General features: G+C 67.9%; 16 protein-coding genes. 2 read left to right on the forward strand and 14 right to left on the reverse strand.

Features of this window, described 5'->3' with window-relative positions; translation table 11 throughout:
* The first annotated feature begins 166 nt into the window (after positions 1-166).
* Together argJ and IE187_RS07220 are read left to right on the forward strand one after the other, a co-directional pair.
* Positions 167-1,393, forward strand: a complete 1,227-nt coding sequence (gene argJ / locus IE187_RS07215) for a bifunctional glutamate N-acetyltransferase/amino-acid acetyltransferase ArgJ (protein WP_189675698.1) — start codon at positions 167-169, stop codon at positions 1,391-1,393.
* 155 nt (positions 1,394-1,548) lie between these two features.
* Positions 1,549-2,454, forward strand: coding sequence for a glutathione S-transferase family protein (locus IE187_RS07220; RefSeq protein WP_189675699.1), 906 nt, complete (start codon positions 1,549-1,551; stop codon positions 2,452-2,454).
* A gap of 4 nt (positions 2,455-2,458) precedes the next feature.
* On the opposite strand, the gene IE187_RS07225 is transcribed toward IE187_RS07220, so the two are convergent.
* From IE187_RS07225 to IE187_RS07290, 14 genes are all read right to left on the reverse strand, one after another.
* Positions 2,459-2,851 (reverse strand): PEGA domain-containing protein, encoded by a 393-nt coding sequence (locus IE187_RS07225; protein ID WP_189675700.1) that lies wholly within the window; start codon positions 2,849-2,851, stop codon positions 2,459-2,461.
* Between the two features lie 100 nt (positions 2,852-2,951).
* A complete protein-coding gene (gene trxA, locus IE187_RS07230) occupies positions 2,952-3,275 on the reverse strand; it encodes a thioredoxin TrxA (RefSeq protein ID WP_133186775.1) in 324 nt (107 codons plus the stop codon).
* Between the two features lie 65 nt (positions 3,276-3,340).
* On the reverse strand, positions 3,341-6,787 hold the full coding sequence (gene addA, locus IE187_RS07235; protein ID WP_189675701.1) for a double-strand break repair helicase AddA: 3,447 nt from the start codon (positions 6,785-6,787) through the stop codon (positions 3,341-3,343).
* A 150-nt stretch (positions 6,788-6,937) separates the two neighbouring features.
* Entirely contained in the window at positions 6,938-9,898 is a 2,961-nt protein-coding gene (addB, locus tag IE187_RS07240) for a double-strand break repair protein AddB (RefSeq protein ID WP_189675702.1), read from the reverse strand.
* Positions 9,891-10,649 (reverse strand): nucleotidyltransferase family protein, encoded by a 759-nt coding sequence (locus tag IE187_RS07245; RefSeq protein WP_133191881.1) that lies wholly within the window; start codon positions 10,647-10,649, stop codon positions 9,891-9,893. Before IE187_RS07245 ends, addB begins: the two co-directional genes overlap by 8 nt.
* Complete coding sequence (locus tag IE187_RS07250) at positions 10,649-11,638, reverse strand: aminoglycoside phosphotransferase family protein (protein WP_189675703.1); 990 nt, start codon at positions 11,636-11,638, stop codon at positions 10,649-10,651. The genes IE187_RS07245 and IE187_RS07250 overlap by 1 nt, the downstream gene beginning before the upstream one ends.
* Positions 11,635-12,075: a tRNA (adenosine(37)-N6)-threonylcarbamoyltransferase complex ATPase subunit type 1 TsaE gene (gene tsaE, locus IE187_RS07255; protein WP_189675704.1), complete on the reverse strand. Its 441-nt coding sequence runs from the start codon at positions 12,073-12,075 to the stop codon at positions 11,635-11,637. Before tsaE ends, IE187_RS07250 begins: the two co-directional genes overlap by 4 nt.
* Before the next feature lies 1 nt (position 12,076).
* Positions 12,077-12,376 (reverse strand): CcdB family protein, encoded by a 300-nt coding sequence (locus tag IE187_RS07260; RefSeq protein WP_133186765.1) that lies wholly within the window; start codon positions 12,374-12,376, stop codon positions 12,077-12,079.
* Positions 12,376-12,657, reverse strand: a complete 282-nt coding sequence (locus IE187_RS07265; protein WP_438810919.1) for a type II toxin-antitoxin system CcdA family antitoxin — start codon at positions 12,655-12,657, stop codon at positions 12,376-12,378. The genes IE187_RS07260 and IE187_RS07265 overlap by 1 nt, the downstream gene beginning before the upstream one ends.
* A gap of 18 nt (positions 12,658-12,675) precedes the next feature.
* On the reverse strand, positions 12,676-15,027 hold the full coding sequence (locus IE187_RS07270; RefSeq protein ID WP_189675705.1) for a sensor histidine kinase: 2,352 nt from the start codon (positions 15,025-15,027) through the stop codon (positions 12,676-12,678).
* A gap of 161 nt (positions 15,028-15,188) precedes the next feature.
* Positions 15,189-16,112: a 2OG-Fe(II) oxygenase gene (locus IE187_RS07275; protein WP_189675706.1), complete on the reverse strand. Its 924-nt coding sequence runs from the start codon at positions 16,110-16,112 to the stop codon at positions 15,189-15,191.
* A gap of 89 nt (positions 16,113-16,201) precedes the next feature.
* A complete protein-coding gene (locus IE187_RS07280) occupies positions 16,202-19,321 on the reverse strand; it encodes a TonB-dependent receptor domain-containing protein (protein WP_189675707.1) in 3,120 nt (1,039 codons plus the stop codon).
* A 304-nt stretch (positions 19,322-19,625) separates the two neighbouring features.
* Positions 19,626-19,949 carry a YbaB/EbfC family nucleoid-associated protein gene (locus tag IE187_RS07285; RefSeq protein ID WP_133186755.1) on the reverse strand — a complete coding sequence of 108 codons (324 nt, stop codon included), beginning with the start codon at positions 19,947-19,949 and terminating at the stop codon, positions 19,626-19,628.
* Positions 19,946-21,598 carry a DNA polymerase III subunit gamma/tau gene (locus IE187_RS07290; RefSeq protein ID WP_189675708.1) on the reverse strand — a complete coding sequence of 551 codons (1,653 nt, stop codon included), beginning with the start codon at positions 21,596-21,598 and terminating at the stop codon, positions 19,946-19,948. Before IE187_RS07290 ends, IE187_RS07285 begins: the two co-directional genes overlap by 4 nt.
* Positions 21,599-21,647 lie beyond the last annotated feature (49 nt).

Genomic DNA, 21,647 nt, shown 5'->3' on the forward strand with positions numbered 1-21,647 from the left:
TCTCCTTCTGTGTGCACGATCGCGGCATGGACTGGTCCAGCGACGCCATGGGACGATACGGGTAGTCAGGAGACGCGCCAATCCCCCGCTGGCCCGCTCAAGCACGCGCCGCCCTCCTCGGTGCCGACCCTTTGCGTCAGCGCGGCGGCGCATCTAAGAGCACAGCATGACCAGCCCGCGCTCCCCGCTCGCCCGCCCCTTCCCGCTTTTGCCGCAAATTGCCGGCGTCACGCCGCATGTCGCGCGCGCCGGCTACAAGGCGTGGGAGCGCACCGACCTGACTTTCGTCACGCTCGATCCGGGCACCAGCGTCGCCGGCGTGCTGACGCAGAGCAAATGCCCTTCGCCCGAGGTCGAATGGTGCCGCGCCGCGCTCGTGCTCGGCCAGGCGCGCGCGATGGTGGTCAATGCCGGCAACGCCAACGCCTTCACCGGCGCGCGCGGCCGCGCTGCGGTCGAGGCGATCGCGGCACGCGCGGCGGGGCAGCTCGGCTGCCGGCCGTCGGATATCTTCGTCGCCTCGACCGGCGTGATCGGCGTGCCCTTGCCGATCGACAAGGCCGAGGCCGGGCTCGACGCTGCCTTCGCCGCCGCGCCGTGTACGTGGGAGGAGGCGACCAACACGATCGGCACGACCGACACCTTCGCAAAGGCAGCGATGACGACCGCGGTGGTCGACGGGCGTACCGTGACGCTCGTCGGCATCATCAAGGGTTCGGGGATGATCGCGCCCGACATGGCGACGATGCTCGGCTTCATCTTCACCGATGCGGCAGTCGAACCCGCCTTCCTCCAGGCGGCGCTCGGCGAAGCGAACCGCGCGAGCTTCTCGTGCATCACGGTCGATAGCGACACCTCGACCAGCGACAGCGTGCTCGCCTTCGCGACCGGCAAGGCGGGCAACACGCCGCTCGCCGACGCCGAGGATGCCGGCGCCGACGCCTTCCGCGCGGCACTGTCCGACCTGTGCCTCCAGCTCGCGCATCTCGTTGTCCGCGACGGCGAAGGCGCGACCAAGTTCATCGAGATCGCGGTGACGGGGGCGGAAAGCGACGCCAGCGCGCGCACGATCGCGCTCAGCATCGCCAACTCGCCGCTGGTCAAGACCGCGATCGCGGGAGAGGACGCCAATTGGGGCCGCGTCGTGATGGCGGTCGGCAAGGCCGGCGAACCCGCCGAGCGCGATCTCCTCGCGATCCGCTTCGGCGACACGCAGGTGGCGCAAGGCGGCCTCGCGGTGGTCGGCTATGACGAGGCGCCGGTCGCGGCGCATCTCAAGGGGCAGGACATCGAGATCGGCGTCGACATCGGGCTGGGCGAAGGTCAGGCGACGGTATGGACGTGCGACCTGACGCACGGCTACATCTCGATCAACGCGGATTATCGCAGCTGAGTACTGCCCTTTACTGCTCCCCGGCGAAGGCCGGGGCCCAGTCGCGAAGGTCTTGATGGCGGGGGCGGTACACGACGATCATCCGCCCGCAACCGGGCCCCGGCCTTCGCCGGGGAGCACCAACGATAAAAGAAAAACACACCAGGAGAGCCACGATGTCCGAGATCATCCTCCACCATTATCCGCGCTCGCCGTATAGCGAGCTGCTGCGGATCGCGCTCGGCATCAAGGGCGCGGCCTGGCGCTCGGTGATCATCCCCGACATCGCGCCCAAGCCCGATCTCACCCCGCTCACCGGCGGCTATCGCAAGACGCCGGTGCTGCAGATCGGCGCCGACATCTATTGCGACACCGCGATCGCGATCGAGGCGATCGAGGCCGCACTGCCCGGCCCGAGCCTGTTCCCCGCCCCGCTCGGTCGCTTGCACGCGGTGCTCGCGCTGCAGGCGGGCGGCGCGACCTTCAGCCAGGCGGTCGGCTCTGCAATGGCGCCGTTCCTCGACCGCATCCCCGACGCGTTCTTCGAGGACCGCAAGAAACTGTTCGGCTTCGACCGCGACCGTATCGCCAAGGCCGCGCCGCATCTGCTCGCGCAATTCACCGGGTGGCTCGCGCGGCTCGACGACGCGCTGAGCGACGGGCGCGCGTTCCTCGGCGGCGACGCACCGGGCTATGCCGATTGCGCGGCGGCGATGAACCTGTGGTTCCACGGCAATTTCGGGATGAAGGACGCGCGCACCGCCCGATTGCCGCACCTCGCCGCGTGGTTCGAGCGCGTCACCGCCATCGGCCATGGTACGCCGACCGACCTCTCCGCGGCCGAAGCGCTCGTAATTGCGCGCGACGCCGAACCCACCGCGACCGAACTGGTCGAGCCCGACAGCGGCTTCACAGCGGGCCAGACCGTCACCGTTCGAACCGAAGACCCGGGCGCAGATGCGGTAACCGGCGCGCTGGTGCGCCTGACACCGCGCGAGATCGTCGTGCTGCGCGAGGATCCGGACGTCGGGCGCGTCGCGGTGCATTTCCCGCGGATCGGGCAGATCCTGGCACCCGCCTGACGCGTCAGCGTCGCGGCTCGGGCGTCAACGTTACGTCGATCGGGTTGGGCTTGAGTTCGCGCAACGCGCCATTGCCGCGATCGACAAGGTAGCCGACCAGTCCCGTCGTCAGCGCACTACGGGCAGCGGCACCCGGCCGCTCGGTGTCGATGCTGCTCACGGCAACCTCAAGCGGCTGATAGCCGGGCTTGCGGATCGTCGCGACGAAGCCGGTCTTGCGCTTGAGCCGCAGCGTGCACGGCGTGATGCACGCGGTCCCGAGCGACGTGCTGACCTCTGCCCCCGCCGGCTGCGAGCGCACATCCAGGCTTTGCGTCGTGCCGTGCGAGATCGTCGCGCACCCGCCGAGCAGGAGGATCGCCGCCACGACCGCGGTCGCGCGCTTCGCCAGGATCATGATACGACTCCGCCAGCGCGCGAGGATCACGCGCTGGCGGGAAGATATGCAGAAAAGGCTATCGCTTCAAAGCGCTAACAGCCTAACCCGCGATAGGATCTCAGGCGAGCTCGCCCTCGAGCCACGCCTTCAACCGGCCCTTGGGCTCGGCGCCGACCTTGGTCGCAGCAGGCGCGCCGTTCTTGAACAGGATCATCGTCGGAATCCCGCGCACGCCGAACTTGCCCGGCGCATCGGGATTGTCGTCGATGTTGAGCTTGGCGATCGTCACCTGCTCGCCGAGTTCCTCGGAGATTTCCTCGAGGCTCGGCCCGATCATCTTGCACGGGCCGCACCATTCCGCCCAGAAATCGACCAGCACCGGGCCGGTTGCGTTGGTGACGTCGGCTTCCCAGCTCGCGTCGGTGATCTTCTTGGTCGCCATGGTGAAACTCCTTCGTGTGAACGCAGAGATAGGATGTGCGCCGGGTACACTCAAGCGCACGAACGTTAGCTTTGCTCCACCCTCGCGAAGCCTGGCTTGTGCGCGGCGAGCAGGTCGTCAGGCAACATGTGGAGCGTCGGCCCGCTGGTGTAGAGCAACGCCGCCTCGACGCGACGCTGCGGGAAGATCACCGCGAGCGCGGCGACATACGCCGCCATCTGCTTGAGGTGATAGGCGGGCACGTCGGCAAGCCCCGCCGGCACCGCGCGCCCGGTCTTGAAATCGACCACGCGGATCAGTTCGGGGGTCACCAACAGCCGATCGACCGTCCCCGACACGACGAACCCGTCGGGCAATACCGCGGCGATCGGCGCCTCGGCGAGCGCGTTCGGGCCGAACAGCTCGGCCAGCGCCGGATCATCGAGCACTGCGAGCACCGGCGCGATGATCCGCGCGCGGTCCTTGGCATCCTCGACCGCGCCCGCCTGCGCAAGCCAGCGATCCGCCGCCGCCGCCCGCAGCTCGGGCGCGACCGCGGGCAAGCGTTCGAACAGCGCATGGATCAACCGCCCGCGCTCGGCGGCGGCGCGCATCGTCGGCGTCGGCGGCGCATCGGCGACCGCGTCCTCGCCGAGCGACGACGGCGCGAGCGGACGCGGCGGGCGGGCTTCCTGCGGTGCGGGGCGCAGCGCCCAGTCGGGGACGGGCTCGTGCGTCGCTGCCCCGCGCGCCGCGCGGCGATCGGGCGCGACGGGACGTTGCGGCTCGCGCCCGGCAAAGTCGCGCGCGCCCTCGCCCGCGATCCCGAGCGCGGCCATCGCGCGGTCGGCGGCGGCGTACCAGCTCTGCTCGGGCGCGATCCCTTGCGCGCGCGGGCCGACCGATCCGGCGATCACCAGCCGCTCCTCGGCGCGCGTCGCCGCGACGTAAAACAGCCGCCAATGCTCCTCGAGATCGCGCGCCGCGGTTTCCTCGACCAGCACGGCGAGCGGCCCGGTCGCCTCGCCCTTGCGCGGGCGGATCACCGGCAGTTCGTTCGCCATGTCGCCCGCGCGCCAGTTGAGCGTCGAACGCGGCGAGCGCGTCGGATCGACCGCCGCATCGGCGAGGATCACCAGCGGCGCCTGCAGCCCCTTCGCCCCATGCGCCGTCATCACCCGCACCGCATCGAGCGGCGCGGACGGATCGCGCTTGATCTCGACCTCACCGCGATCGAACCAGTCGAGGAAGCGCTGCAGCGACGGCGTGCCGAGCGATTCGAAATCGAGCGCGGCGCTGAGCAGTTCCTCGATCGGATCGCGCGCTTCCTGCCCCAGCCGCCGCACGAGATTGCGCCGCGCGCCGAGCGGGCCCGACAGCAGCTCCTCGAGGAACTGGTACGGCGTTGCAATATCGGCGCGCGCGAGCATCGCGAACAGCGGCGCGATGTCGTCGCGCGGTTCGGTCACCGAGATATGCCGCCACAAGCTGCCGGTGCGCGGCGGTGCCGCCAGCATCAGCCGCTCCTGGCTCCATCCGATCAGCGGCGAGACCAGCAAGGCGGCAAGCGACAGATCGTCCGCCGGCTGCAGCACGAAGCGGATCGCGGCGAGCAGATCCTGCACCGACAGCGGCGCGTTGAGCCGCAATCGATCCACGCCCGCGACCGGCACGCCCTCGGCATAGAGCCGCGCGACGATCAGCGAGGCGAGCTCGCCGCGGCGCTTGACGAGGATCATGATGTCCTCGGGCCGCAGCGTGCGCCCCTTGCTCTCGAGCATCAACGTGCCAATCCACCCCTTGATCGTCCGCGCGATCTGGCGCGCGAGTTCGCGCGTCGAATCGGAGATCCAGCTCTCCTCGTCCTCGTCGCTTCCGCCCGCGACGACGAGCGGCCACAGCGTGACGGTGCCAGGGCCCGGCACTTCGCTCGCATGCACCTCGCGGTCGGCGATCGCGCCCAATCCGGGCTCGGGCAGCGCCTCGATCGCGGCATCGACGAATTCGAGCACGGGCCGCGTCGAGCGGAACGATTGCGTCAGCGACAGCCGGTGCCACGGTCGCGCGCGCATCGTGCCGGTCTGGCGGCGCTGCTCGTCATCGGCCTCCCACGCATCGCGAGCCAAGGTACCGAGCTTCTTTTCGGCGGCGGCGAAGTAAAGCGGGTGCGTCCCCTGGAAGCCGAAGATCGCCTGCTTGAAATCGCCGACGGTGAACAGCGTGCGGACGCGCGCATCCTGCGCGCCCTCGCCCGCGAAGAACTCCTCGACCAGCGCGTGGATGATCGCCCACTGCGCGGGATTGGTGTCCTGCGCCTCGTCGATCAGCACATGGTCGGTCGCCTGGTCGAGCTTGTAGCGCACCCATTCGCCCATGCCGGGCTGGCCGAGCAGGCTGATCGTCGCGCGGATCAGATCATCAAAATCGACCGCACCGAGCCGCCGCTTCGCGCGCTCATATGTGACCGCATAATCGCGCCCGACCGACAGCGCGTCGGCGAGCAAGTCGGCATAAGCCGCGCGCTCGCGCAGGCCCAACAGATGCGCGCAGGCCTCGCCGATCTCGATCGCGAGATCGGCATACTCCGAATCGGCGGCGAGCAGCTTGGGCGAATATTTGCGCGGCTCGCGCTTCGCGGTGAAGGGTACACCAATCAGATCGCCGAGCATCTGGGCGCGCATCGCGGGGTCGGCCTCGACCCAGCATTCGGCGACATCGGCATGGTTTCCGCCTGTCGCGGTGCCCCAAGCACGGTTGGCGGCCGCGACCCGCGCGACCGAGTCGACATCGAACGCGTCATCGCTGCATGCGGCGGTGATCTCCGCCTCGATCTCGCCTTGCGGCAAATCGAGCGCGCGGCGGATGAAGGGCCGCACGCCCTCCCCCATCGGCAGCTCGGCCATCGCCGCGGGCGCGCGGGCGCAGGCGAGCAGGAACTTCTCCGCCTCGCCCTCGCCAAGCCGCAAGCTCAGCGCGCCAACCGTCGCGACGGGCGCCTCGCGCCCTTCGGTCTCGGCAGCGACGAGCATCTCGGCGAGCGCATCGCGCGCCATCACCGCTTCCTCGCGCGCCTCGATCGGACGGAAGCCGGGGACGAGCCCCGCCTCGACCGGGAAGGCGGCGAGCAGGCTCTGGCAGAAGCCGTGGATCGTCTGGATGCGGATCCCGCCGCCCGGCGAATCGAGCACGCGCGCGAACAGCGTGCGTGCTCGCGCGCGGAGCGCCGGCGACGGATCCTCGCCGAGCGCCTGCAGGTCGGAGACGAGCTCGGGCTCGGGCATCCGCACCCAGGCGGCGAGCCGATCGCCGATCCGGCCTGCCATCTCGGCAGCGCCCGCCTTGGTAAAGGTGAGACACAGGATCGCGCCGGGATCGACGCCGGTGAGGAGCAGCCGGAACACGCGCGCGGTGAGCACTTGCGTCTTGCCGGTGCCCGCGGACGCGGAGAGCCAGACGTGCCCGCCGGGGTCGCTGGCGCGCGCCTGCTGGTCCTTGAGGATCGGAAGCGGGCGGTGGGTGTGGGGAGCGCTCATTTAAATCCTCCCCTCCCTGAAAGGGAGGGGATCGAGGGGTGGGTTGCTCTCAGGAGAAACGCAACGCCAGCCACGGGCCAACCCACCCCCAGCCCCTCCCTTTCAGGGAGGGGAGGAAAAAGGTTCGGGAAGAGAAGACGACGGCCGAGCTCACTCACGCCCATACCATTCGTCCCGCCGCATCAATTGGTCATACTCGGCATAGGGCGCATATTCCGGATGCAACTTCGCCTCGAACGCGCGCATCCCCGTCAGCCAGTCCGCAGCCGCAGCCGAAAAATGCCCCGCCGCAACGCCCGTGAAATCCTCGGGCAAAACCTTGTCGCCCTTCCCCGCCGCATCGACCGGCGAAGTCACATACCCGAACGCATCGCCCTTCTTCGACAGCGACCAATATTCGAACCCGCGCGCCTTGCCGGCAATCGCATCGAACCCGTCGTGCTCGGCGATCAGCCCGAGCAACCCAAGCTGCAGACTGAACCCCTCGCGCACCGCTGCCGGCGATGGCGGCTTGCCGGTCTTGTAATCGATGACCGCGAGCGTCCCGTCGGCCAACCGATCGATCCGATCGAACTTGCCCGTCAGCATCACCCCCGCGAGCGACACCGCCCCCGATTGCTCGACCGCGAGCACTTGCCGCCCCTCATCGAGGTTCCGCCCCATCTGCGCGACGATCCAGTCGATCGCCTCCATCAGCCGCGGCTTCCACAGCGCGCGCTGCATCGGATGCGCGCCTTCGAACATCGCGAGCGCCCGCGTATGTAGGCGGTCAAGCGCGCAGCCGTCATCCTTCGCCCAGCGCTCGAGAATGTCGTGGACCGCGGTCCCCCGCCACGCAGCACTCGGATCGGCATCGACCGGATCGAGCGGCGCGAGCCCCAGGATGCGCTTGGCGTAGAAAGCGTACGGGTCGGCTTTGAGCCGGTCGACATCGGTCACCGCGATCTTCTCGGGCCGGCGCTCGGCCGGCGGCACTGGCGCGGGCTGCTGGGCGGGCTCATGCACCCCCGGATCGTCGAGCGCGCGCGTCCAGCCCTCGAGCGCAGTCGCACGCTCGAACCGCTCGCCCGCCAACGCCTGCAACCGCAGCCAGAAGCGCGACGCGATCGCGGGCTGCGTCCCCCCGCGCCGCGCGCGCGTGATTAGCGCGGTCGGCGCGCCGAGCGCCTGCGCGAGATCATGCGCCGCCAGGCCGACACCACGATCGAGCCCTGGAAGCCCGAGCTCGGCGCGGATCCGCGGCGCCAACCACGGATCGGGCGCGGGCAGGCCCGGCCACGTCCCTTCGTTGAGCCCGCCGAGGATCATGATGTCGGCGGTCTGCAGCCGCGCCTCGATCAAGCCATAGATCGCGAGGCGCGGATGCTCGCCCTGGCGCGAGCGCACCGCGACTTCATCCATCAGCGTCTTGAGCAACGGCGCGAGGCTCGCCGGGTCGATCGTCGGCGGGCCGTGGCCAGCATGCGCCTCGGCCTCGTTGAGCAATTCCGCCGCCGCGCGCCCGTTGGGGCCCGACCACAAGGCATCGCCGCACAGCGCCTGCGCGGTCGTGCGCAGCGCCTCAAGCACCGCACCGAGCGGCTGGGCGCCATGCGCAAAGACACGTTCGATCGGTGCGAGCAATGCGCGCGCCTCGGGCCACCATTCGAGCGCAGCGCGCGCGTGCCGCGCCTCGCGCAGATGCGCGTCGATCCCCGCCAGCCCCGCCGCCGGCCGCGGCCCGCGCAACGCGCGGTCGAGCGCCCGCACCCCCGACAGCCACGCCGCACGCGGCGCTCCGCTGCGCACCAGCGGATGCTTGAGCAGCGTCAACAAGGCGAGCGGCGCAAACCGCTGCGTCGCCGCCTCGGCCAGCGCGGTGAGCAAGGTCCCAGGCGGCAGGATCGACAGCGGTCGCCCCGCAGAATCATCGACGGTGATCCCCCACCGCTGGAGATGCGCGGCAACACGCCGCGCCAGCCCACGATCGGGCGTAATCAGCGCCGCGGTCCGCGTGCCGATCAGCTCGCCCGCCTCGGGCTCGAGCGCAGCGCGCAGCGCGAGCGCGATCGCCTGCGCCTCCTCGCCCGGCGTCGCGAGCTCGGCGGCGGAAATTCCCGCCAAGCGGCGCTGCTCGGGACCAAGAGTCGTCCAGCGCGCGGTATAGTCGGCGACCGACAGCGCGTTCGCCACCGCCTTGCCGCGCGCGATCGTAGCGTCGTGATCACTGCCGTCGCGCCAGGTGCGGAACTCGCCGCGATTGACGCCCATCCGCTCGAGCAGCAGCTTCAAATGGAATTGCGGATGCGTCTCGATCGATCGCCGCGACAGGCCGCTCACCGCATCGGGCGCATGCGGCCCGAGCGCCTGCCACTCGCCCTCATCCATCCCGGTCGCGAGATCGGCGAGCACCACCATTCCGCGCGGGCTATCGGCGATGCAGCGCAGCAGCCGCGCCACCGCGGGCGCGCTGTCGATCACCCCCGCCGCGCAGATGAACCCGGCGGGCGGGGCGACACGCCAGCGCGTCGTCAGGCGCTCGAACAGCATCGCGCGCCGCGCCGCCGCGTCGACCCGCCCAAGCCGCCGCAGCTCATCGGGCCAGCGGTCGAGCACGATCCCGAACAAAGCGAGCGCGCGCTCCCAATGCGCCGACATCGCTTCGTTGAGTTCGATGTCGCGCAACCGATGCGGCGCGATCTCCTCGACGAGCAATTGGTCGAGCGTGCGCGCAAGATCGCCGGCAAGCCGCACCGCCTCAGCCGCATCGACGGGCTGCCCCGCCCGCGCGCGCTCCTCGCCGACCAGCCGCGCAAGGATCATCCGCCGTTCTAGCGGTGCGACCGCGGGCGGCACCGGATCACCATCGTCCGCCGGATCGAGCGCCGCGCCGATCGCTTCGTCGAGCGCGGGATCGCCGATCGCGACCAGTCGCGGCAACAGCAATCCGCCCGAACTCGCACGGACGAACGCGTCGGTCAGCGCGAGCTTGGCGCGGTTGTTGGGGAGCAGCACGAGCCCCTTGGCGAGCCCCAGATCATCGCCACCAAATTGTCGGATCAGCCCCGCCGCCAGCGCATCGGCGAACGCGCGGTGCGCGGGGATCGTGAAGAGCCGCGGGCCCTCAGCCATCCGCGAGCATCGCCTCGGTCTTGGGGATCGCCGCCGGCGTGCCGACGTCGAACCACAAGCCCTGATGCACGATGCCGAATGCGCGCCCCGCCTCGATCGCGCGATCCCAGAAAACGTTGGTCGAAAACGCGTCGCTCGGCGGATCGACGATCAGCCGCTTCGACAGCATCTGGATCCCGGTCCAGACATACGGCGCCACCCGCCCCGACTTGCGCCGCGCGATCCGCCCGAATGGATCGAGATAGAAATCGCCTAAGCCCGCATTGTGGTTGGCGCGCGCTTGCGGGATCATCAGCATCAGCACGTCCATGCTCGCATCATCCCACGCGTCTGCCATGAGTTTGAGCGAATCGAGCGGGCCGTCGAGCCAGATATTGTCGGTGTTGACGCACAGGAACGGGTCGGCATCGATCAGCGGCAGCGCCTTGACGAGTCCGCCGCCGGTCTCGAGCAGCTTGCCGCGCTCGTCCGAGATCGCCACCTCGAGCCCGTGGGCATTCACCGCGAGATGCGCCTCGAGCATGTCGGCCATGTAATGCGCGTTGACGACGATCTTCGACACGCCCGCGCTGCGCAGATGGTCGAGCACATGATCGATGAAGGTCGTGCCGCCGATCTGGATCAGTGGCTTGGGCCGCATCGCCGAAAGCGGGCGCATTCGCGTGCCGAGTCCCGCCGCCATCACCATCGCGGTGGTCGGTACCGCGGCGTTCGAATCGGGCCGCAGGCGCAGCGTGCGCTTGGGACGCATCACGCCGCGGCGCCTTGGCGGACCAGCATCGGGTCGCCGCGCAACTCCGCCGGGAGCGTCGCGTCGAACCACACCCTGACCGGAGCGAGCGCCGGATGTGCGAGGTCGCGCTCGAGATAGCGCCACACGCGTGGGCACAGGCCTGCGTAGCGGAGCTTGCCGTCGCGCTGCCACAGCCGCGTGAAGATGCCGACGATCTTGGCGTTCCGCTGTGCGCCGAGCACGTGATACGCCCTGTCGAAGGCGTCACCCGCCCCCGTTGCGTCCTTGTACCGCGCCAGCATTTGCGCCTCCACGCTTTCGTCGACATCGCGCCGCGCATCCTGCAGCAACGAAACGAGGTCATAGGCCGGATGCCCGACCAGCGCATCCTGGAAATCGAGCAGCCCGAGCGTACGTTCGCCCGTTCCGCCCGGGATCAACATCAGGTTCTCGCTGTGATAATCGCGCAGTACGGTCACGCCCGGTTCGGCGAGCACGGGCGCGAAAACCGCGTCCCACGCGGCATCGTAGCGCGCCTGATCGGGGGTAACGCCGACCGCGGGGCAATACCACTGCGTCAGCAGATCGACTTCGCGGTGCAGCACCGCATGGTCATAGGGCGGTACCGGCGCTGCGGGCACGCCGTGCAACCGCACCAGCGTATCGATCGCGGTGCCGTAGAGCGCTGGCGCCCGTGCGGCATTGGCATCGACCGTCTCGCGCATCTGCACGTCGCCGAAATCCTCGAGCAAGACGAGGCCCTGCGCGAGATCGACCGCATCGATCGTCGGCGCGGCAAAGCCGTGTTCGCCGAGCCAGCGCGCGATCGCGATGAAGTCGCGCGGGTCCTCGTGCGGCGGCGGCGCGTCCATCAGGATCGCGCTGCGCGCGCCATCGACCACGCGGAAATAGCGCCGGAACGACGCGTCGCCCGCAACCGGAAGGATCGTCGCGCCGCCCCAGCCATAAGCGGCCAGAAAAGCCGCCGCGGCCGGGGGTGGAATCATATCTGCTGCCATCGCGCCCTCCAGCCAGCGGGCACGCTGGCTGTCAAGCGGCGGGTGCCATCGGGCAGCATCTCGAGCGCCAGCGCGAGCGCCTCGGGCCACCAGCCGGGCGCGCGTTCGGGCCATTCGATGATCAGGACCGAATCCGCGAGCGCCTCGTCGAGCCCAAGTTCCTCGATCTCGTGCGCGTCATCGACGCGATACAGATCGACGTGGAGGACGGGCAACCGCACTTCGGGCGGCGCATACGGCTGGACGATCGCGAAACTCGGCGACGGCGCCTCGCCGACCAGCCCGAGTGCGGCGAGCAGCCCGCGCGCGATGCTGGTCTTGCCAGCGCCCAGCGTCCCCGACAGCGTGATGACATCGCCCGGTGCGACGAGCGCCGCGAGGCGCGCGCCGAGCGCTTCGCTGGCCTGAGGATCGACGAGGATCATTTCAATAGCCCGTCAGCAGCATGTCGAGCGCGTTCATGATAGCGGACTGTTCGGCAGAAAGCGCTGCGACACGTTTCCCGAGGTCCTTGACCGGGACAGTGGCCGCATATTGCGTGGCCATCACATAGTCGCCGTCTGAAAAGGAAAGAACGGGGTTCAACCGCGCGTAAATGCGGCTGATTCGCTCTGCGGGGACAAGCGGAACCACGAATCGCGTCGGCAAGTCATCAAGGACGTCAGCTTGGCAATCGAGCAGAACGTCGTCGAAATCCCGCGTGCGATAGACATCGAAACGCGCCATCAGAATTGACGATAGCGCTCGAGCGGCAAGCCATATGTCTCGACATACTCCGCCCAGGCGGCGGTCGCCTCGAGATTCTCTTCTTTCCAGCGGCGATTGCGCTCCGCCCGGATTTCAGCATCCAGCCCGACTTCGCATGCGCGTGAGACATTGATCCCAAGCGCCTTTGCATCTGCAACCAATTGCTCGTCGAGCGACAGATTGGTTGGTCGTCGAAACGCGGCGCGATCTTCACGGACTCGAGTCATCGGACACCTCCAATGCGCATAGAATATGCGCATCCTTCCAACCGCGCAACGTCAGCCCCGCGGCAATGTCACCGTGATCAGCGTCCCCTGCCCCGGCTCGGACACCAGCGCGATCGTCCCGCCATGCGCCTCGACGAACTGTTTCGCGAGCGGCAAACCAAGCCCGAGCGCGCGCTCGCCGTCGCGCGTGATGCCGGGCTGGCCGAAACGATCGAACGCGCGTGCGACTGCTTGCCGCGACATCCCCGCGCCATCGTCCGACACGACGATCCGCGCGCCATCGGCACCTCCATCGACATGCAGCAGGATCCGCCCGCCCTCGGGCGTTCCAGACACGGCATGACGCAACAAATGCTCGACGACTTGCTGCAAGCGTTTCGCATCGCCCGAAATCTCGCCGCTCGACGGCAGGATCTCGACCGCGAACTCGAGCTTGCGCTTCACCGCGAGCGGCGCAACGGCATCGGCGGCAGCGCGCGCGAGCGGCGCGAGCGCGACCGAATGCATTTCGAGCGCCGGTGTGCGACCCTCGGCCTGTGTCAGATCGAGCACTTCGTCGACCAGCATGCCCAGCCGCTCGACCGATTCGAGGATCGCCTCGACATACCCCACCGCCGCCTTGCTGAGCTTGCCGGCATAGCCCTCATGCAGCATCTCGGCGAAACCGCTGATCGAGGTCAGCGGTGTGCGCAGTTCGTAGCTCATCGTCGCGACGAACGCGGTCTTGATCCGGTCGGCCGCCTCGAGCGCCTCGTTGCGATCGCGCAGCGCGGTTTCGATCCGGCGGCTGTCCGAAATGTCGAGCATCGTGAACAGCCCGTTGCCATCGGGCAGCGGCACTGCCGCGAATTCGAAATGCCGCCCGTCGGCAAAGGCCACCCGCCCGCCGCGCTGCTGGCGCTCGACCGTCGCGGCGCGCACCAGATCGCTGATCAGCACCGCACGCTCGGGGTTCGACAATTGGCGCGCCGCGCGCTCGGCAAGCGCATCGACGCGCGGATGCGTCGAGAGGAACGCCTCGTCGAACCCCCATGTCGCGCGAAACTTGTTGTTCCACAATTGCAGGCGCCCATCGGCGGCGAATACGCCGAGCGCCTCGTGCAGATTCTCGAAGGTCGCGGTGCGGACGCGCAGCAGCGTGTCGCGCGCGCTGGCGAGCTGGACCTCCTCGGTGCGGTCCTCGAAGATCAGCAGCAGCCCGCCATCGGGCAGCGGCTGCGCAACGACGCGCAGATGCACGCCGCCCGGCAAATGCCATTCCTCTTCCTCGCCGCCGCCCGCCAGGAACCAGTCGCGCCGCTCGGCCTTCCAGCCGGGGAAGTCGCGTACTTCGGGCAGGCGCTTTGTTTCACGCATGCGTTCGAGCACGCGGTCGAATTCGGGACGATCGGCAAGCCATTCGCCCTTCATCGCGAACAACCGCCGGAACGGCTGATTGCAGAAGACGAGCGAACGATCCGCGGCGAACTGCACCACGCCCGCCGACAGCCGATCGAGCATCGCGCGCTGCGCATCGTCGAAGCGCTTGAGCCGCGCACGCGCTTGCTCGAGATCCTCGATATCGATCGCGAAGCCCGCGACCCCGCCGGTCGACAGCGGCGCGTCATACACGCGCAGCATCCGCCGCGCGCCGCGGATCGTCGCGGGCATCGCCTGGCTTTGCACCGCCTTGGCATCGCGCGCGAGCACGGCATTGGCAAGCGGGCCGCCCATCCCCGATCCCTCGACCAGTTCGAGCCCACGCGCGATGACGTCCTCGGCAGAAGCGCCTTCGACCGCATCGACGTAATGCGAATTGACCATCGCCAAGCGTAGATCGGCGCCGCGATACCACATCGGCATCGGCGCGGCCTGGATCACCCCGCTCAGTTCCTCGTACAGCGTCGTCGCATAGCCGACGGCGTCGCCGAGCCGGACGATCTCGGCTTCGCTCTCGGTCGCGTCGAACACCCACAGGATCACCCCGCCCGGCGCTTGCATCTCGCGCGCCGCACGGCTGCCGCGGATCATCAGCGCGCGGTCGGAGCCTTGCGCGCGGACGGTGCGCGAAAAGCCGCGCCCCGATTTCTGCGCCGACACGACATCGGCGGCGAGCGCGGCGGCGTCGTCGGTGGCGAGGCCGGCATCGGCCTGTGCGAGATCATCGAGATAGCGCGGCGGCGCCGACAGCCCGAGCCACGACGCGAGCCGGGCGCTGCATTCGACCCGCCCGTCGGCGCGCACGACCATCGCCAGCGCAGGCGCCGACGCGAGCATCGCACCCAACCGGGCATTGCTCGCGATCGCATCGGACGCGGCCCGCCGCGCGCGCAGGCCGGTGTACAGCACCCAGCCGGTCCCGCCGATAAACACGGCGAGTGCGACCCCGACCAGAATTGCTGCAACGTCGCCACTTCCAAACATTGGCGCAAGGGTAGCGGCAGCGAGCCGCGTTCCCAACCCCCCAGCGGGTACAGGCGACGAATAAAGCTGACGCACACCCAAAGCGCATGGTCGAACGACCGGCTTCGTCATCGCCCGCGCCAAAAGCGCCAGCGGCGAGCGCGCGTCACGCTATGGTGATATCACAGCATCAGACGAGACTGCCGGATCCAGCGCGATGCGACCAGCTTTTCTCCGGCCGAGACGACCATGCCTTCATGCAAGGTGAGCGGATCGGGCTGCCCGTCATCGCGCACATTGTAAAAGAGCAAGGCATCCCCCTTTTGCGCCCGGACTTTGAGGCCGATTTTCGGAAAGTGGGTTTCGCCACCACCATAGCCGTCGTTGAGATAGACGAGCATTGTCGCGAGGCGCTGATTGTCGACGCGAGGCAAGGTGTCGAGATGCGCGCGATATTGCTGCCCCGGCCGATAGCGCAGCACCGTCAGCGGTTCGCCAGCCCGCACGTCGGTCTGGCTCGCGGCCGCGATCCGGCGATTGATCGCGTGGATCGCTGGCTGTTCGAGCGCCAGCGGAAACGCAGCCAGGTTCGATGTCCGAATCGGGTCGGGGATCTGCTGGCCCGTCACGGGATGCACGACGAGTGCAGGCTGAAAGCGTGGCGTGGCACGCGCGACGAGATAGTCTGCTTCCGCGTTGCTCAGGAACCGCCGGAACAGGAGGATCCGTGGCTGTGCGCTGAGCGGCTCACCCACGAGCGGCATCGGTCCCGCGCCCGTTTCATCGAGCGCCATCGCGGCGATCAGCGAAAGCTGCTCCGCCGCATCGGGATCGACGTGATCCGCCTCGAGCAACCGCACCGCCGCCGGCCAGTCCGGCGCGCCGCCCGTGCCATTGGCGACAAATGCACGATACACCGCTGCCGCAGCCTGCTCCCCCGCCGCGGCGGCGCGCGCGAAATAGTCGCGCGCGCGCGGCAGATCGCGCGGGACGTCGCGGCCCACCAGGTACAAGCGCGCAAGCTCGAGCAACGCCGCGCCGCTGCCGGCATTCGCATCACGCTCCAGCGCGACCAGCCATGCTGGCGGGGGTGGATTACCAGGCATCATCTACTCCCATGCCACACGCGCTTCGCGACACAAAAAGGGCCGCCGCTTTCGCGGCGACCCCAAGGTGTCGTTCCGATCGAAGCCGATCAGAAGTTCGCGGTGACACCTGCGTACAGGCGGCGACCGATATTGTCGAAGATCGCCGTGCCGCCGCCGATGCCGGTCGAGCCGTAGGGCGGCTGCCGGTCGAAGGCGTTGTCGATGCCGACATAGAAGGTCGACTTCGGCGTCACGTTCACGCCCAGGCGGAAATCGTGATAATCGACCGCCGGGTAGTAGTTGTTCGGATACTGGTTCGGGTTGGTCGGCGCGCGACCCTGAACCGTGTTCACCGTCTCGTAATCGCCGATCAGCTGCGGCGAGATGTAACGCACCTGATAGTTCATGAAGAGCTTGTTGTAGGTGAAGCCGAAGCTGGCGTTGACGCGATCCTTCGGAATGCCGACGGTCGTGTTGTAGCGCGTGATATAGGTCGGATCGGTCGGGTCCGTGAACGCGTCGTTCAGGATCGAATGGCTCCACACAACATGCACCGTGGCGCCGAAGTCACCGAACTTGTGGCGATAGGTGACGTCGGTGTTGATGCCGCGCGCCTGAAGCTTGGCGTAGTTGAGCGACGAGGCGAGCAGGCTGCCCTCGATGATGCGGAACGGCTCTTCGCCGCCCGAACCACCCGTTGCACCGGCACGCTTGAACTGGCCGCAGAACTGGTTGTTCGGGTTCGACAGATCATAACACTGATCGACGATCGTCTGCCCATCGACCGACTGAATCACGTTGTCGACCTTGATGTCGTAGTAATCGACGCTCAGGACGAGGTCGCGGACCGGCTGCAACACCACACCCGCCGTGATCGAGCGCGATTCTTCCGCCTTCAGATCGGGGTTGCCACCGCTGCGGTACACCAGCGACTGGTTGTACGCATAGTTGTAGCCCGCCGGACGCCCTGCAGCGGCACAGTTCGCTGCGCGGTTGGCCGAGCCCTCCGCGATGTGATCCGCAGCGCACGGATCGATGAAGCCCGGCGCGAAGTTCTGGCCCTGCGGGGTGTAGAGCTCGGCCAGGTTCGGCGCACGGACCGCGATGTTGTACGATCCACGGAACGTGATCTGATCGATCGGCTTGTAGGTCCCGGTCGCATTGTACGTCCAAGTCGTGCCCGCCGAACCCTTATAGTTCGAAACGCGTGCAGCCGAACCGACGGTCAGTTCCTTGGCGAACGGCAGATCGCGGAGCAGCGGCAGCTGAACCTCGGCGAACGCTTCCTTCACCTCGAACGACGTCGGCGTGAAGGCCGGGATCGCATTGTAGAAATAATAGCCGTTCGCGACCCCAGCATCCTGCGCATAGCGCGCGGTTTCACGACGATATTCGCCACCGACCGAGCCGCGGATCGGGCCGCCCGGCAAGTTGAAGAAGGCACCCGTATCGCCCGCGATAGTACCCACGATGTCGAGCTGCGTCAGCTTTCCAGAAGCCGAGATCGAGTTGAGCAGGTAGCTCTTGGCAGCTTGCGAAATGTTGCCGTTGCCGAACGGATTGATCGGAACGCACGCCGCGATGTCGCGCGCCAGGTTGGCGGCATCGCCGTTGAGATCGGTACCGGCACGGGCAGCGCTGATCTGCGAACCGCAGACGATCTGGCCCGATGCGTTCCGCTGCGCGTCCATTGCGAGCAGGAAACGCTGGGTGTTCATCACGCCTTCGAGGCGGGTGTTCTCGATGAACTCGCCATAGTTCGCCGAAACCTCATAGTTGAGGTGGCTGCTGAGATCACCCCGGACGCCGCCGACGATACGATACGTGTCGCGCGTCGCCGATTCGGTACGCGTGCCGAGATCGGTCAGGTTGCGGCGCAGCGTGAAGCGCGTCGCCCCCGTGATGTTCGCTGGGTTGGCGCCACCGGCAACCAATGCCGAGATGATCTGCGCGCGCGCCTGAGTCGACAAATACGGATTGTCGAGGTTCGGCCGCTCATAGGTCGACAGCGGTGCCGAATAGCCGAACGCGCTGCCGATCGTCGAACCGGTGATGAACGCCGGACCCGAGGAGCCCTGCCCGACCGAATTGGTGCGCACGAAGCTCGCTTCGACGAACGGGATGAACGCCTTCGAGACTTCGAAATGGCCGATCAAGTTCGCCGAATAGCGATCGAGTTCGGGGTAGAGCTGGACCAGCGTGTTTTCACGCCCGGTGTTGCCGTTGCCGCCAATGAACGAGCTGCCCGAGGGCGAACCCGCCGTCGGCGCGAGACCGACGCGCGTGCCGGTCTGCTGCACCAGCGAACCGTCCGGCTGGAACAGGTAGTTGCAGGTGAACGCCCGGCCCTGCGAATCGCGGCCGCATGCGCCCGTCGTGCTGCCGAAGGCGACGAGGCCGCCATCGGAGATCGTGCCGGTGCGACGGTCGTTGAAGAACTGGTTGTTGGCAGGCCCGGACGTGTTCGCACCGCCGGCCGAGTTCACCAGCACGAAGCCGTTGCTGCTGGCATAGTTCGAACGGTCCGAAGCGTAGAGGCTGTTCTGCCGCGCATATTCGAGATCGATCGCGATGTTGCCGCGGCCGTCGGCGAAATTCTTGCCGGCGAGCAGGCTGCCATAATAGGATCCGGCATCGCCGTGCGGGGTGATGTTACCCTGGCCGCGAACCTGCAGACCTTCGAAATGATCCTTGAGGACGAAGTTCACGACGCCAGCGATCGCGTCCGAACCATAGATTGCCGAGCTGCCGCCGGTGACGATGTCGACACGCTCGATCAGGTCGCTCGGGATGGTGTTGATGTCGGTCGAGACCGCGTTGTTGAGCACGTCCGAAGCGACGTGACGGCGGCCGTTGACGAGGACCAGCGTGCGCTGCGTACCCAGACCGTAGAGATCGATCAGGTTGAGGCCGGCGGTGCCGAGGAAACGAGTCGAGTTTGCCTGGCTGAACGTGTTGGCAGTGCCGGGCAGCTTGTTGAGCACTTCACCGATGTTGGTCGTGCCGGTCTGCAGCAATTCGGCAGCGCTGATCGAGTTGATCGGAACCGCGGACGCGCCGTTCGGATTGCGGATGCGCGATCCGGTGACGACGATCTCGCCGGTCGTGTCGTCGGCAGTGGCTGGCTGGGTGGTCGGCGGCACGGCGCCGGGGGTTGGCGCGGCGTCTTGCGCGACCGCAGAGCTGGCCGTGACGATCGCGAAGAGCGAAGCCGACAAAGCGAGCATCGCCCTGCCACGAGGTGTTCCTACAAGCATTTCACATCCCTGAATTGGTTCGGCATCTCTATGCCGATTGCTAGGATGATGAATGGCTGACGAATGCTTGCAAAGGTGTTTGATGGCGTATGTGTCTGATTGTCTGCGATATGTGTCGGCGCCGCCACAGAACTTCCGATCTGGTCCTTTTGCAGCGATGCGAAAATGCCGGCACGCAAAAGCACCGGGCCGCCGCTAAATACGCGGCGTCGGTCTCGTGCAACACGGATTTTCAGCGGCGCACACCGCGCGCCGCCGCAACCGTCCGTCTCGTTCAGAACGGGAGCTTGAAGCCCGGCGGCAGCGGAATGCCGCTCGTCATCTTCGCCATTTCCGCACCCGACGCCGCATCGGCCTTGACCTTCGCGTCGTTGAACGCCGCGATCACCAGATCCTCGACCATCTGCTTCTCGCTCGGCTGGAGCAGCGACGGGTCGATCTCGATCCCGATGATCCGCCCCTTGGCCGACGCCCGCACCTTTACGAGCCCGCCGCCGGCGGCGCCCTCGACCTCGATCTTGTCGAGCCCGTCCTGCGCCTTGGTCAGCTCGGCCTGGACGTTCTGCGCCATCGCCATGATATCTTCGATGCTCTTCATGCGGTATGTCTCCTTTTTTCGAGCAAGCTCTTGATCTCGGTCTCGGGCAGCTCGGCGCCCGGGAAAGCGGCAAACGCCGCTTCGATCATCGGGCTTGCCAAGATGCTGGCCTTGAAACTCTCATATTGGGCTGCTTCGGCCTCGCGCAATGTCGGCCGGCCGGGTTTGGGCGACGTCGTGATCTTCCACGCGCGGCGCGTGAGCGCTTTGAGCGCGGCACCGAGATCACCGACCAGATCGGCCGGCAGCGGTCGCGCGTTGCTCAGCACGAGCTCGGCCTCGACGATGCTGATCACGCTCGCATGATGCACGATCCGCGACGACAGCGCGAGTTCGCCGGCATCCTCGAGCAGCGCGACGATCCCCTCGACCGTGCTCGGCAAGACCGCCTCGGCGGCGGGCGCCTGCGCCGGTGCGGCGGCGGCTTGCGCGACCGGCGCCGCCATCATCGGCGCGCCCGCCGCGATCATCCGCGCGAGCTCGCCCGGATCGGGCAGGCTCGAGGCATGGACAAGCCGCAACAACGCCATCTCGCACGCCTCGATCGGCATCGCCGCGCGGGCGACTTCGTCATGGCCCTTGAGCAGCAACTGCCACAGCCGGTGGAGCACCGCGAACGACAGCGTCTCGGCCCAGCCGACCAGCGCCTCGCGCTCTTCGGTCGCCTGCCCCGCTTCCTGCGTCGCGCCAAGCTTCACCAGCGTCGTCGCATGGACCGTTTCGAGCAGCCCGCGCAGTACGCCGAGCGGATCGACGCCGAGATCGTATTGCCGGCGAAGCGCGGCAAGCGCGCCAACGCCGTCGCTCGCGATCAGCAACGCCATCAAGTCACGGATCGCACCGCGATCGGACAGGCCGAGCATGTCGCGCACCGCCGCCGCACTCACCGCGCCGCCGTCCATATCGGCATGCGCGATCGCCTGGTCGAGGATCGACAGCCCGTCGCGCGCCGAGCCTTCCGCCGCCCGCGCGATCAGCCCCAAGGCCTCGGGCTCGGCCTCGACGCCTTCGGCCTTCGACACGCGCGCGAAATGCTCGGCGAGCTTCTCGGCCGGGATGCGGCGCAGATCGAAGCGCTGGCAGCGCGACAGCACCGTCACCGGCACCTTGTTGACCTCGGTCGTCGCGAGCACGAACTTCACGCCCTCGGCCGGCTCCTCGAGCGTCTTGAGCAACGCGTTGAACGCGTTCTTCGACAGCATGTGGACTTCGTCGATGATGTAGATCTTGTAGCGCGCGACGAACGCCGTCATCCGCGAGGCATCGATCACCGCGCGCATGTCGTCGACGCCGGTATGGCTCGCGGCGTCCATCTCGATCACGTCGATATGCCGCCCCTCGGCGATCCCGACGCACGGCTCGCACACGCCGCACGGGTCGATCGTCGGGCCGCCTGTGCCGTCGGGCCCGATGCAATTGAGCGCCTTCGCCAGCAGCCGCGCGGTCGAGGTCTTGCCGACGCCGCGGACGCCGGTCAGCAGGAAGGCATGCGCGAGGCGCCCGCGCCGGATCGCATTGCCGAGCGTGGTGACCATCGCATCCTGGCCGATCAGTTCGCCAAAGGTCTGCGGTCGATATTTGCGCGCGAGGACGCGGTACGCGTCCTTCGAGGCGGTGACGGGAAGGTCGAGATCGAAGGAGTCGGACATCGCCGGGCGGTCTAGCGCGGCGGGCGCGCCGTGTCGAAGGGTTGGTGCG

This window comes from Sphingomonas glacialis (genome assembly GCF_014653575.1).
GTDB classification, from domain to species: domain Bacteria; phylum Pseudomonadota; class Alphaproteobacteria; order Sphingomonadales; family Sphingomonadaceae; genus Sphingomonas; species Sphingomonas glacialis.